Annotated in this window: 11 protein-coding genes; 6 read left to right on the top strand and 5 right to left on the bottom strand. The window is 36.4% G+C overall.

Features of this window, described 5'->3' with window-relative positions; translation table 11 throughout:
• The first annotated feature begins 2 nt into the window (after positions 1–2).
• Complete coding sequence (locus B8967_RS07235) at positions 3–1,484, top strand: trehalase family glycosidase (protein ID WP_084085439.1); 1,482 nt, start codon at positions 3–5, stop codon at positions 1,482–1,484.
• Between the two features lie 24 nt (positions 1,485–1,508).
• Entirely contained in the window at positions 1,509–3,932 is a 2,424-nt protein-coding gene (locus B8967_RS07230; RefSeq protein ID WP_084085438.1) for a TonB-dependent receptor, read from the top strand.
• A gap of 114 nt (positions 3,933–4,046) precedes the next feature.
• On the opposite strand, the gene B8967_RS07225 is transcribed toward B8967_RS07230, so the two are convergent.
• Positions 4,047–4,685, bottom strand: a complete 639-nt coding sequence (locus tag B8967_RS07225) for an MBL fold metallo-hydrolase (protein WP_084085437.1) — start codon at positions 4,683–4,685, stop codon at positions 4,047–4,049.
• A gap of 70 nt (positions 4,686–4,755) precedes the next feature.
• On the opposite strand from B8967_RS07225, the gene B8967_RS07220 reads away from it, so the two are divergent.
• Both B8967_RS07220 and B8967_RS07215 read left to right on the top strand, forming a co-directional pair.
• Positions 4,756–5,982, top strand: a complete 1,227-nt coding sequence (locus B8967_RS07220) for a type IX secretion system plug protein (protein ID WP_047490309.1) — start codon at positions 4,756–4,758, stop codon at positions 5,980–5,982.
• Between the two features lie 377 nt (positions 5,983–6,359).
• A complete protein-coding gene (locus tag B8967_RS07215) occupies positions 6,360–8,318 on the top strand; it encodes a M4 family metallopeptidase (RefSeq protein ID WP_084085436.1) in 1,959 nt (652 codons plus the stop codon).
• Positions 8,319–8,399: 81 nt separating this feature from the next.
• On the opposite strand, the gene hemH is transcribed toward B8967_RS07215, so the two are convergent.
• From hemH to B8967_RS07200, 3 genes are read right to left on the bottom strand one after another with little or no spacing between them, the layout of a single operon-like run.
• Entirely contained in the window at positions 8,400–9,434 is a 1,035-nt protein-coding gene (gene hemH, locus B8967_RS07210) for a ferrochelatase (protein WP_047490311.1), read from the bottom strand.
• A 15-nt stretch (positions 9,435–9,449) separates the two neighbouring features.
• Entirely contained in the window at positions 9,450–9,977 is a 528-nt protein-coding gene (locus B8967_RS07205; protein ID WP_084085435.1) for an NADPH-dependent FMN reductase, read from the bottom strand.
• Positions 9,978–9,988: 11 nt separating this feature from the next.
• On the bottom strand, positions 9,989–10,867 hold the full coding sequence (locus B8967_RS07200; protein WP_084085434.1) for a NifU family protein: 879 nt from the start codon (positions 10,865–10,867) through the stop codon (positions 9,989–9,991).
• 166 nt (positions 10,868–11,033) lie between these two features.
• On the opposite strand from B8967_RS07200, the gene B8967_RS07195 reads away from it, so the two are divergent.
• Positions 11,034–11,570, top strand: coding sequence for a gamma carbonic anhydrase family protein (locus B8967_RS07195; RefSeq protein ID WP_047490320.1), 537 nt, complete (start codon positions 11,034–11,036; stop codon positions 11,568–11,570).
• A gap of 185 nt (positions 11,571–11,755) precedes the next feature.
• On the opposite strand, the gene B8967_RS07190 is transcribed toward B8967_RS07195, so the two are convergent.
• Positions 11,756–12,208: a peptidylprolyl isomerase PrsA family protein gene (locus B8967_RS07190; protein WP_084085433.1), complete on the bottom strand. Its 453-nt coding sequence runs from the start codon at positions 12,206–12,208 to the stop codon at positions 11,756–11,758.
• A gap of 82 nt (positions 12,209–12,290) precedes the next feature.
• On the opposite strand from B8967_RS07190, the gene B8967_RS07185 reads away from it, so the two are divergent.
• The gene (locus tag B8967_RS07185) at positions 12,291–14,417 is read left to right on the top strand and encodes a helix-turn-helix domain-containing protein (protein WP_084085432.1); all 2,127 of its coding nucleotides are present in this window, start codon (positions 12,291–12,293) and stop codon (positions 14,415–14,417) included.
• Positions 14,418–14,432 lie beyond the last annotated feature (15 nt).

Here is a 14,432-nt window from a genome sequence, read left to right as displayed (position 1 = left end):
AAATGAGTAATCAACTTTATATCAACGAAATTCAGACTCTTTTTGATGATGTACAGAAATCTGAGATTTTTGAAGATCAAAAAATGATGACCGATGCGGTTCCATTATTTCCGATCACTGAAATCAATAAAAAGTACGAAGAGGCCAAAAAAACAGAAGGTTTTGTGCTGAAAGATTTTGTGCTGACCCATTTTGATTTTTTAGGGGCAAAAATCTTGGTTCAGAGAGACCATCACCTTCCTATTGAGGAGCATATTGAAAAATTATGGGACGAACTGACCCGTACGGCTTATGAAGAAAAAGGAACCCTTTTGAAATTACCGAAACCTTATATTGTTCCCGGAGGGCGTTTTAATGAGTTTTTCTATTGGGACAGCTATTTTATCATGCTTGGATTACAGGTTTCCGGAAGACTGGAAATGATGGAGAATATTGTGGAAAACTGTGCTTATCTGATCCAGCATGTCGGTTTTGTTCCGAATGCCAGCAGAACTCATTTTTTAAGCCGTTCACAGCCTCCGTATTTTTCGCTGATGCTGGATCTCCTTTTTGAAACTACCGGTAATAATGAAATTTATATACAATATCATACGACTTTAGAAAGGGAATATGCTTTCTGGATGAATGGTGAAGAAGGGCTTGAGAATGGTTCATGCATCAAAAGAGTGGTGAAAACCAAGGATGGTGATATTTTAAACCGTTATTATGATGCGGAAAATACACCACGTCCTGAAAGTTACCTGATAGATATTGAGGATCATGAAAATGCTCCTGAGGATGAATTTTACAGAAATATAAGAAGCGCCTGTGAATCCGGCTGGGATTTTTCCAGCAGATGGTTTGCCGACGGAGAACATATACAGACCATAGAAACGCTGAACCTTGCGCAAGTAGATCTGAATTGCCTGTTATGGCATTTGGAGACCACACTGGCAACATCTTCAGCACTTCAGAATCTAAAGGAAAAGGAAAATTATTTTACTGAAAGAGCAGCAAAGCGAAGACAGATGATCAATAAATACTTCTGGGATGAAAAAGCGAAGACGTATAAGGATTATCATACTAAAAAAAACACAAAAACACCGTCTGAGCATATTGCTGCTCTTTACCCTTTATTTCTGGGATTGGCAGATCAGGAACAGGCTGAAGGAGTAGCCGGAATTATTGCTGAAAAGTTCCTGTATCAGGGAGGATTGGTTACCACAACAAAAAAATCAGGGCAGCAATGGGATTTACCCAATGCATGGGCTCCTTATCAGTGGCTGGGTTTTAAATCTATGAAAAATTATGGGTTTAATGAGCTGGCAGAAAAAATAAAAAATAACTGGTGTTTGAATGTAGAAAGAGTCTACAACAATACCGGAAAACTTATGGAAAAATACAATGCATTAGATACAGAAACAATTGCAGGCGGAGGGGAATACCCCAATCAGGATGGATTCGGTTGGACCAATGGAGTGTATTTAAAATTACAACAAAACTGAAACTAACAACAAAAAAATAGGGCTATGAAAAATAAATCAATCTTTTTAATTGCCGCCACAGCTACATTGTATTTCAATAATGTGTATGCTCAGGAAACACCGCAAGATTCTGCGAAAGTTTCTTCTATCGATCAGATCGTTATTACCGGAAATTCTAATCCAAAGAAAAAAATAGAATCCAGTACTGCGATTTCTACTTTCAGTGCTAAGGAAATTCAAAAACAAAATCCTATCAGTGCTGCTGCTTTGTTGCAAAGAGTTCCCGGGTTTGCGGTAGAAACTTCCGGAGGGGAGGTTGGCAACAACCTTTTTGCTAGAGGAATTCCTTCTGCAGGAGCTTACGAATTTGTACAGGTACAGGAGGATGGTCTTCCGGTTTTTGAAGATGGAGCACTCCAATTTGCCAATGCTGATAATTTTTTTCGTGTAGATAATACAGTAGGCCGCCTGGAGGCTTTAAGAGGAGGATCGGGTTCTATTTATGCCAATAATTCTCCCGGTGGATTAATCAATTTTATTACTAAAGAAGGAACTAACGACTTTAAGGGAACGGCGAAAATTGAAACCAGTACTTATGGATTAATGCGTACCGATCTCAATGTAGGAGGAGCATTGGTAAAAGATCAGTTGTTCTTCAATATAGGAGGTTTCTACAGAACGGATGACGGAATCAGAAAAACGGGTTTCAAAGCCAATAATGGAGGTCAGATCAGAATGAACCTGAAATATGTCTTTGATAAAGGATATGTGAAAGTATATTATAAAAAACTGGACGACAGAAATACATTCTTCCTTCCAATTCCTTTACTTCAGAATGGAAATGATTTAAAAGGATTCCCTGGCTTTGATCCTAATTACGGCACATATAGCTATAGAGCGATCAGTCAGTTGAATATCCCTCAGGCCGGAGGAGGATTTTTTAATAGAAATCTGGAAGATGGTATTCACCCGAAAGTGGATGTAGTAGGGGCTGAATTCAAATATGATCTGGGAAATAATTTCAGTGTTTTAAATAAGACGAGATATACCAATATCAATATGAATTATACAGGGATTTTCCCTGCCGGAAGTCCAAAGACAACTTCTGAGTTTGCAAAGGAGATGGGGATGTCCAGTTATCAGTATTCTCTTGTGAGTAATGGAGCAGTTGTTGATCCTGCGTATGTTCAAAAGTTAGGATTCTGGGCCATTGACAAGCAGATGAATAATTTTGTAAATGACTTACAGCTTAATTATAAATTTGACAAAGGAAATCTAACAGCAGGTTTTTATAAATCTAACTGGAAGTCTCATCAATACTGGAACTGGAGCAATATTTTGGCTACAGCTACAGACCGCCCTCAGCTGCTGAATCTTGTAGACCCTTCACTCAATCCTTCAGATACAGGATATTCTAAAACCTATAATGGGGTTACAGATATGACTTTCCTGCAGAGAGATACCCAGACGCAAGGGAGCTTAAATGATCTGTATTTAAATGTGGATTATAATGTGACAGAAGCACTGAGCCTGAACGGAGGTATCCGTTACAGTCACGATTTTTATAAGGGTAGTTTTGCCAATACGACAACATCCAATTTAAATAACTCAGGATTAACAACAGATGGAACTCATAGCTTTGCAACGACTACGGCTGATGATAACATGAGTGTATTAGGAAATAAATTTACATATTGGAACTACAATATAGATAAGGTGTCTTTCACATTAGCGGCCAACTATAAGATCAACCGAGAAAATGCAGTCTATGCCCGTTTCTCTAACGGTTTCAGATCACCCAATGAGGAAGCTTATTATAATTACTTTTCCAATCCAGCCCCTGATAAACCTTTAAAATCAGTATTAACCAATCAGCTGGAGGTCGGATATAAATATTACTCCCGTACTTTTGATGTGGCGGTAATTCCGTTCTATTCTACATTGAAGAACCTTTCCTTTACAGATATCTTTTCTAGCGGGAAGTCTGAAAACACTTTTGCCAATACAGAAAACTATGGGGTTGAATTAGAAGGGTATGCCCGCTTATTTAATAATATTCTGGAAGTTACATTCAACGGAACTATTCAGAATCCTAAATATAAAAACCTGGAAGCAGGAAGCCTTTTGGAAGGGAATACCGTAAGAAGAATGCCTAAATTTTATTTTAATATTGCTCCTGCAGTCAATATTACAAAATCCTGGAGAGCCTATGTAAGCATGAATTACTATGGAAAAAGATTTCAGGATGAATTAAATGTTCAGACGTTACCTTCTTTCTCAGAATTTGGAGCAGGAATGTCTTACCAGCTAGGGAAAATTCGTTTTGCTGTAGATGGGACCAATGTTTTTAACACTATTGGAATTACAGAAGGAGATCCTAGAGCAGGCTCACCAACAGGTGACGGTATTATCATGGCCCGACCTATTATGGGTGCAGCAGCCAGAGCATCCGTTACTTTAGATTTTTAAACTCTATTTCTTTATAACAAGAAACCGTCAGGATTTTCCTGGCGGTTTCTATTTTTATAAGCTTTCACAGATCGGGCGGATGTTTGCACTCGCTGACCTGGTCTTGTATCCCGTTTATTTAAAAAATGGATTATACTGTTTTTCAAAACCGATTGAGGTAGGATTTCCATGGCCTGAAAATACCTGAGTGTCACTGTCCAGTACGAAAAGTTTCTTGGTGATACCTTCAATCAGCTGTTCATAATTTCCTTTATATAAATCTGTTCTTCCAATGCTTCCTTCAAAAAGTACATCACCTGAAATCATGAACTTCTGATTTTCATTGTGGTAGACTACACTTCCGGGAGAATGCCCAGGAACATGATAGATCTTAAACTTTTCTCCATCAAGATCCAGCTCGTCACCTTCTTTTACATAATTTACCTCTACTTTTACAGGATCTATAGTCATTCCGAATCTTAGTCCGCTGGCCTGAAGCATATCCAGTACCTCCTGGTCTTCCTGATGCATATGGACAGGTACTTTAAATTTGTCAAAAGCCCACTGAAGTCCCAAAACATGATCAATATGAGCATGTGTCAGAAGTATTTTCTGAATATGTAATCCATTTTCCGTGATGAAATTGTCAATAGCCTGAGTTTCCTGTGCACTCATATTACCCGGATCAATAAGCCATGCATTTTTATTTTCGTTGTAGATGATATATGTATTTTCGCTCGCAAAATTGAAAACGAAACCTTGAATCTGAAGCATATCTGAATATTTTTATTTCAAAAATACGATATTATTAAGAAAATGGCTATTTTTCGTTATCTTCGTCATAATGAAAACTTTGCGAATACTTTTACTCTCTTTGGGCGGATTGGTGTATGGACAAAATATCCAGAGTATCCAATTATTCAACCCACAAACGAATGACGAAACTCCTGTCATTAGGTTTAATTCAGATGAAAAACTGGTGCTCACCTTTGATGATCTCACTAATGCCAGTGAAATTTATCGATATACGATTAAACATTACGACAGAAACTGGAATGATGACAATCTGTTTTTTACAGAGTTTGCCACGGGAAGTATGAATGCACTTCTTGATCAGTTTCAATATTCTTTTAATACATTACAGGCTTATACTCATTATAAACTGACTTTTCCCAATGATAAAATTCAAGCGAAAATTTCAGGAAATTTTGAGTTGATTGTGTATAAAGATTCTGCGGATAAACCACTTTTCAAAAGAAGATTTTACCTGGTAGAAGATGCTGCTTCATTAGCTCTTAACATTACAAGAATAGCGGATGCCAAGAAACCTAATATCAATCAAAGGGTAGAGGTAAAAGCAGTGCCGAATGGGGGTGATCTTTCTTCCAATGTTAATTCTATGACCCTGAATGTGATGCAGAATAACAATCCGAATATGACCATTTCGGATTTGAAGGCAAGTAGTGTTTTAGGAAACCAGCTACTTTTTCAGCAGATGAACCTTAGTTTTCCGGGGGATAATGAATTTTATTATTTTGATAATAAAAATATGAATACCCCAGCGGATATGGTTCGTACCGTAGAAGTGAAAGATGGAGTGAACCAAACGTATTTGCACCCGGTTTGGGCTTTTCCTTTAAATTATCAGTATCAACCCGATGTCAACGGAGCATGGTACTACAGAAGAAATGATTTAGGAAGAGAAAGAGATGCCGAAAGAGAAGCAGATTATTCATGGGTATATTTTTATCTGGATTCGGATCCTGTAGATAAAGATATATATATTCTGGGAGGGTTTAACGGGTTCAAACCAAGCAAAGAAAATCAGATGCAGTATGATGCCGCCACTAAACAATATGTGGCTAAAATTTTCCTTAAGCAAGGGTTTTATAATTATGTTCTGGCAACTAAAGAAAGTGATGGATCATTAAATTTTGGTGAAGTCAACGGGAATTTCTGGCAGACAGAAAACTTATATCAGGCATTTTTATATTATGCTCCCTTCGGAAGAAATTATGATGGCCTGATGGGATACGGAGAATTTAGAACTCCAATTGGCAATAAACGCTAACGAATTCTTTACTTTTTAGAGGATAAAAAATATTATTTAGTATATGTAAAACAAAGGCTGTCTTATCTGAGACAGCCTTTGTTTTTTGTGAAGCCTTATGAATAGTGGTTTTTAAGAAAATGAGCGATTTATTTCAGGTGTAAAATATAATGCTCAGCATAATTAAAATTTTAATTCACAAAATTTTGATTTGTATTAATATTATCAATTAAAATCTTTTTTAATAATAAAATTATCTTTAATTAATCATTTTTTTTATAAAATCATAATTGTGTTTTGTTAATTGATTTATAATATCTATTGAATTTTATTCATTGAATTAATCATTTTATTGTGAAAAGTTTATAAATTCGTTTTTCACACTAACAAAAATTATTATGAAGACAAAGTTTATTTTAGTGGCAAGCGTTGCTGCCTGCTCTTTTGTTTTTGGACAAAACACACCATCAAAATTAATTCCGGGTAAAGACGGATTGCATGCAGAATTCATGAGATTCGATAAAAATGCACCCACTTTTCAAGGAAGCCCGGTTTTATTTGATGAAACTTCTCAGAGACTTTCTACCGGACAGGCTCGTAAATTAGGACTTGAAAAAGATGCACTAGGTTTTGAGACTCAAAGATTTCAACAGACCGTTAATGGTATTCCTGTAGAATACGGAATGATGGCTGTACAGACGAAAGGAGGCAAAATTGTAGGGCAGTCCGGAAAATGGATTCTTAAAGTTTCTGAAAAAATTGAGAAGAAAGCAAATATCTCAGAAAATATAGCATTACAGAGTGCGTTGTCATTTGTAGGAGCAGACGCTTATAAATGGCAGAATAAAGAAGAGGAAGATTTTCTTAAAAAAGAATCTAATGATGCCAACGCCAGCTTTGCTCCAAAAGGTGAACTGGTATATTATTCAGATCCTACTGATGAAAAGCTGAATGATTTAGTATTAGCGTATAAATTTGATATCTATTCAGAGAAACCATTGAGCAGACAATATGTTTTTGTAGATGCTAAGAATGGAAAAGTGTTAGGAGTAGATGCCATCATCCATGAAGTAAATGCTCCAGGAACAGCCACTACCGGTTACAGCGGAAATCGGAATATCGTAGCTGACTCTTACAATGGAAGCTACAGATTAAGAGAAACCGGAAGAAATGCAGGGACAGCTGTAGAAACCTATAATTTGAAAAAAGGGACCAACTATTCATCAGCTGTAGATTTTACAGATACTGATAATGTATGGAATAATGTGAATACCAATAAAGATCAGTATGCTACAGATGCCCATTGGGGAGCAGAGATGACTTTAGATTATCTGTATACAAAATTTGGAAGAAAAAGTATTGACAACAATAATTTTGCGATCAAATCCTATGTTCATTATTCAACCAATTATTTCAATGCTTTCTGGGATGGTTCCAGAATGACTTATGGGGATGGAAGTTCCACTACAAATGGAGGTAAGCCATTAACAGCGATTGATGTTTGTGGTCATGAAATCACTCATGGAATGACTTCTAAAACAGCTAATCTTGTGTATCAAAGAGAGCCGGGGGCATTAAATGAAGGGTTCTCCGATATTTTTGGAAATTCTATCGAACGTTGGGCAAGACCTACTCAGGCAAGCTGGACTTTAGGAGAAGATTTCAGCTATGTTATCAGAGATATGGCCAATCCTAATGCTTATAGTCAGCCGGATACTTATAAAGGGAAATACTGGAAAGATGCTACCACTACAGGCTGTGCCGTACCGGGACAAACAACAAACGATTATTGTGGAGTTCATACCAATTCAGGAGTCCTTAATTTCTGGTATTATTTATTAGTAACAGGGGGCACGGGAACTAATGATAATGGATTTGCTTATAATGTTTCAGGAGTAGGATTGGATAAGGCAGGAGCAATTGCCTACAGAACACTGACTACTTATCTTACTTCTGCTTCTACTTATGCCAATGCGAGAACCTATTCTCTTCAGGCAGCCACAGATTTGTATGGAGCAGGAAGCAATGAAGTAACACAGGTTACAAATGCCTGGAATGCTGTAGGTGTTGGAGGAGGTACTTCTGCTGCGGGACTTATTGCTTCTGCATCAAAAGTTTCTCCATATACCATCAGCCCGAATCCTGCTACAGACAGGTTTACGGTAGAATTTGAAGCGAAAGCCGGAAATGGAATCGTAGAATTGGTAAGTTTAACGGGTAAGAGAGAACTTTCTGAAAAAGTGAACCTTACTGACGGAGGAAACAGAATCAATATACAGCTTCCTTCTAATATCCTTCCTGGTGTATACGTTGTAACCGTGAATGGTCAGAATGCAGGAAATTTGATTAAAAAATAATCCTTTAGTTATAATATAGTCAATTAAAAAGGCCACAAGTAAAGTACTTGTGGCCTTTTGTATGTTTTTAGTGAAGTGAGATTACACCAAATAGAAATCATTCAGCTTTTCTTCGCAAAGCGTTTTTACTACTTCAATCCATCGGTCTTCATCATTCAGACATGGAATATAATGGAAGTTTTCGCCTCCGCCATGCAGGAATTGTTCTTTTCCTTCCACAGAAATTTCTTCTAAGGTTTCAAGACAATCCGAAACGAAAGCAGGACAAACTACAGCAAGGTTTTTTACTCCTTTTTTAGGAATAGTCTCCAAGGTTTCATCTGTATAAGGCTCAATCCATTTGTCTTTTCCCAGTCTTGACTGGAAAGAAACAATTGTTTTTTCTTTTGGAAGACCCATTTTAGCAATGACTGCTTCAGTGGTTTTATAACATTGATGTCTATAGCAATACGCGTTGTGCGTGTCTACCTGACTGTTGATACAGTTTGCATCATCAATTTTACAGGTTTTGGACGGATCTGTTTTATAAATATGCCTTTCTGGAACACCGTGATAAGAAAACTGCAGTGCATCAAAGTTTTCCGGAAGTTTTTCTTTAATACTCTCCGCAAGACAGTTAATATAAATATCCCTGTTATAGAAAGGTTGGATATAATTGATCTTTACTTTCGGGAATTTCTTCTTTCTTACCTCTTCTGCCATTTCAATCACTGTTTCCGTTGTACTCATCGCATATTGAGGGTACAGTGGGAAAAGCACGATCTCTGAAATGCCTTGATCCACCAACTTCTGAATACCAGTTTCAATACTTGGCTGGGCATACCGCATTCCGATTTCTACCGGAACATCTACAACTTTCTGAAGTTTCTTCTTAATTTTTTCAGTAATAACGATAAGTGGAGATCCTTCGTCTGTCCAAACTGTTTTATAAGCTTCGGCAGATTTTGCAGGTCTTGTATTTAAAATAATTCCACGGACAAGAAGTGCTCTAAAGATCCAGCGGTAATCAATTACCCTTTCATCCATCAAAAATTCATCAAGATATTCCTTTACGTCGTTTACCGCTGTAGACTTTGGCGATCCAAGATTTACCAGTAAAATTCCTTTTTTATCCAATATTTTTTATTTTAATTATGAAACAGACTTGTTGAAATCTGTTACTAATTCTGAGACTTTGGCAAATGTATTATTTTCAACTAAGCCATCGCTATTTAATTTCCCCTTTATTCCTTTTATCAGCAGCTGATGATCTGCTGCTATTGTTGCTCCGAGAGTTTTTAAAATCATTAATAGTTCTTCGTGACCTTTTTCTCCATTTGCCGAAGCAGTAATGACTGCTGCAGGTTTGTCAGAAAAAACAGTCGTAGAAACACACCATTCCAATAGATTTTTTAGTCTGCCCGGAATACTGAAAATATATTCCGGTGTGCAAAATAAAACGCCCTTTGAGTTTTTGATGTCTTCTCTTACGCTGAGTATTTCTTCCGGCGTATGATGATCTGTTAATGCAGTATCAAAATGAGGAAGAACAGAAAGATCTTCAATCATTTTGAAATCAACATATGGATGTTGCTCCAGCACCTGTTCTATCAGTTTCTGATTACTGGAGTTTTTTGAAGCACTTCCAATAACTACTATGATTTTATTTCCGGGAGGCATTTTTATTTCTGTTATCCGTTCACAGCCTCCACTCTTTCTACCAAATCAGGAACAAATTGTTTTAAAATGTTCTCAATTCCGTTTTTCAAAGTAGCGGTAGAGCTTGGACATCCTGAACAAGCACCCTGTAGAAGCATTTTTGCAGTTTTACTCGCTTCATCATATTCCATTAAAGAAATTTTTCCACCATCATTTTCTACTGCGGGAGCAACATATTCATTCAGGATATCAGAAATCTTCTGCTCATCATCTGTATACTCTCTGTTGATGATTTTTTCAACAGGATTTTCATGTTTCTGAGGTTCTGCTTTTGATATTTCCCCTCCGTTTTGAAGATATTCTGCAATCTGGGCACGAACAGTCATCATTACCTGATGCCATTCTACAGAATGATCTTTAGTAACAGCCACAAAATTGTCAGAAATAAAAACTTCAGTAGCAAAATCAAATTCTTTGAAGATAGCTTCTGCTAAAGGAACTTCAGCGGTTGCATCTCTTGATTTTACTTCCACGAAACCATCCATCAGTAATTTGCTTGACACAAATTTCATCACGTTGGGGTTAGGAGTCATCTCAGAATAAATCTGATACATCTCCTTTTTCTTCTGAAGATAAATTCTTGGGTTTGCCAATAGCTCATCCTCAATCACATTTTTCAGACTTTCAGCTACATGTTCCCATTCTATGGTATCCTGTTTTGCGACAGCTACAAAATTAGCTGTAATAAAAATTCTTTCTACAAAAGGATAATTGAAAAGCTCTTGTGCTAAAGGAATTTCTGAAATATCTGAGTTTCTGTCCAATTCTAAAGATCCCGGGATAAGATTGTAATCTGCTACAAACTTCATCACTTTTGGATTTTCAGTTGGTTCTATAAGTACGGTACGCATTTTTTCGTTAAATTTGAGATACAAAAATACGCATTAGAAGTTAGAAGCTGAAAGTTGAGAGTTAGATTTTTGCTATCGCTTTAATTTAGAAGTTAGATACACTGAATAGAAGTAGGTAAATTATAATTTTCAAGTAAGCTTAATTTTTAAATTTCAAATTAAAACTATGGCACTTATAAAAGAACTTTTAGGGAAAATACCACAGATCGGAGAGAATACTTTTTTAGCAGAAACAGCAACCATCATTGGAGATGTTACCATGGGAAGAGACTGCAGTGTTTGGTATAATGCAGTGATCAGAGGTGATGTACATTATATTAAAATGGGAGATAAAGTAAATGTTCAGGATAATGCAATGCTGCACTGTACTTATCAGAAACATCCTTTGAATATTGGGAACAATGTTTCCATTGGCCACAATGCTATTGTGCATGGATGTACAATCAAAGATAATGTACTGATCGGAATGGGAGCTATTGTAATGGATGACTGCCTGGTGGAAGAGAATTCTATCGTAGGGGCGGGATCTGTAGTGACTCAGGGAACTCATATTAAATCCGGAGAAGTTTGGGGAGGAGTTCCTGCCAAGAAAATTAAGGATATTAATGCCCAATTGCTGGAGGGAGAAGTGAATAGAATTGCTGATAATTATGTGAAATACTCTTCGTGGTATAAGGAAAATGTAAAAGACTACGAATTATAATCGGGGATATCTGTTGCGGGTTTCGGGATGGAAAGAATTTTCTCTTCTGAAACCAAAACTTCATTTATCGTTACATCAATATACAACAAAGCTCCATCAAAAGATGGAGCTTTGTATATCATCCTAGTATAAAAATTCCTTAAAAGAATTTGTAATGATTTGATTATAGAACCTTTGCTTTATTTTTAATTGGCATCCGGGGTGATGAGTCTTATCTTTCCGTTAACACATTTAAGAGAGGTAGGAGGAGTGATCACCACACAATCAGACACAATATTATATTTTTCATTAAAAATTCTGACCTTATCCGTATAGTCTTTGATTCTTGATACGATAGAGGCTTCTATTTTTTTTGGATAAGCAATATACTGCTGAGGTCCGCCACATGATTTTAATCCCATTGGAGCAAATGCCCATTCATTGGCGTCAGTACATTTTTCACCGGAAACTTCAGATTCAATAGATGCTTTTAATTTATCCAATAATGCCTGGTCGTATTTTTGACTGTCCTGATCAGCAGGTCTTTCAGAAATATCTTTCGGAAGATTGGTATTTGCATTCTTTGAGGTATTACATGAAATAAGACTGAATGTAGTACATAATACTAGCGCAGGAATAAGGATAAATTTTTTTTTCATTATAAACATTGTTCTTAGTAAGAATTTTCAAAACTTGTGCCAAGGTAAGAAAATCAAATTCATTTCCGTATTTTTGACAACGATGAACAATCATTTTTTTGACTTATTAGAGCACACGAACCGAAGTGTCTTTCTGACTGGAAAAGCGGGGACAGGAAAGACTACATTTCTTAATGACTTTGTAAAACGGACAAAGAAAAAACATGTTGTGGTGGCACCTACAGGTATTGCCGCAATCAATGCAGGTGGTGTTACCATCCATTCGATGTTTGGATTACCATTGAGAACTTTTCTGCCCACTACGGAAAGGATAGATACCAGTTTGGCTAATAATATAGCTGACCTGATGCCCCATTTTAAATACCGGAAGGATAAACTTAAGCTTTTAAGAGAAGTTGAAATCATTATTATAGATGAGGTTTCTATGTTGAGAGCAGATGTTTTGGATATGATGGATTTCTCTTTACGGTTTATCAGAAGGAATAACCAAAGGTTTGGAGGAGTACAAATGCTGTTTATCGGAGATCTTTATCAGCTTCCGCCGGTAGTGAGGGATGAACATATCCTAAAAATGTATTACAATTCACCATTCTTTTTTGATAGCCATGCTATTAAAGATATTCCTTTGGTTACCATTGAGCTGACGAAAGTGTACAGACAGTCTGATGAAGAATTTTTGGAAATCCTGAATGCTATCCGTGATGGTGATGTGGCGAATATAGATTTTGATTACCTGAATAAAAGATATGATCCTGATTTCAATATTGGGAAAGAATCTTACGTTTACCTTTGTTCTCACAACAAAATGGCTGATGAGATCAATCAGGAGAAATTAGCAGAAATAAAAGTAGATGCTCAAACCTATGAGGCTAAACTTGTAGGAGATTTTAAAGAAAATCAGTTCCCTAATGAACAATTTTTAGAATTGAAAATTGGAGCACAGATTATGTTCATCAGGAATGATATTTCCGGGGAAAAGAGATATTTCAACGGGAAATTGGGGGAAATTATCGGGTTGGATGAAAATGAAATCCGGGTTGTTCTGGATGAAAGTGAGCTTGAAATCACGGTGAAAAGAGAGACATGGGAACAGAAAAAATATTTCCTGGATACCGATAAAACCATTCAGGAAGAGGTATTAGGGAGTTTTGAGCAGTTTCCGATAAAATTGGCCTGGGCAGTTACCATCCACAAAAGCCAGGGACTAACCTTTGATAAGGTAATCATTGATGCAGGAAAAAGTTTTACTGCCGGTCAGGTATATGTAGCACTGTCCCGTTGCAGAACATTGGAAGGAATTGTTTTAAAATCAAAAATTACTCCTGAAGTTATTTTTAAAGACAACAGGATTCTTCATTTCCATACAGATACAGTGGCTAATGATCATATTGAATCTATCCTGAATCAGGAAAAATATGATTACAGTATCAGAAAAGTACTTCGTACAGTAGATTGTTTATGGTTTTTAAAAGAGGTGGAAGACTGGAATAAGCTGTCTGTAGTTACCAAAAATTTAGACCATGTTAAAACCAATCAGCTGTACCTTCAGCTGAAACATGAAAGCGTAAATCTTGGAAAGATCTTTGAGAAATTAGAAAGAGTTATTTTCCAGAAGGTTAATAATTTTATTGAGAAAAAAGAAGAATGGGCTGAAATTGAAAGCAAAACAAAAGGGGCGGTTAATTTTTTCTTTGTGGAAACCAGAGATAAAATTTTTAATCCTTTAAAAGAATTTTATGCTGAGATCAAAGGAGCCAAAGGCCTAAAACAGTATAATGATGAATTCAGAAACTGGTTGGAGGATATTGAGGAATATTTGAACAGCCTGAAAGATATTCACCTTCTTGAAACGAAGCTTTTAGATGAAAAGAATGATAAAGAAATCAATCTGAAAATCGCTAAAGTGCCTTCACAGGTTTTAACTTTCCAGTTATTCGAACAAGGAAAAACTATTGGAGAAATTGCTTTGGAAAGAGGCTTGGTAAAAGAAACCGTAATCGGTCACCTTGCTAAATTTGCAGAACAGGGATTGCTGGATATTTCAAGAGTAATTACTTCCGATAAAATCAAAGCTTTTGAAACAGAGTTTTATAAAAATCCTCAGGAAACTTTGACAGAATGGAAGAATGTATTGCCAAGTAATTTTGAATTTAATGAGATCAGGATTCTGATCAATCACTATAATTATAAAAAGGAAAAGAATTCATAAGAATTCTTTTCCTTT

It is taken from the genome of Chryseobacterium sp. YR221 (assembly GCF_900176315.1).
GTDB classification, from domain to species: Bacteria; Bacteroidota; Bacteroidia; order Flavobacteriales; family Weeksellaceae; genus Chryseobacterium; species Chryseobacterium rhizosphaerae.
This window is presented reverse-complemented; position numbering and strand designations above follow the sequence as displayed.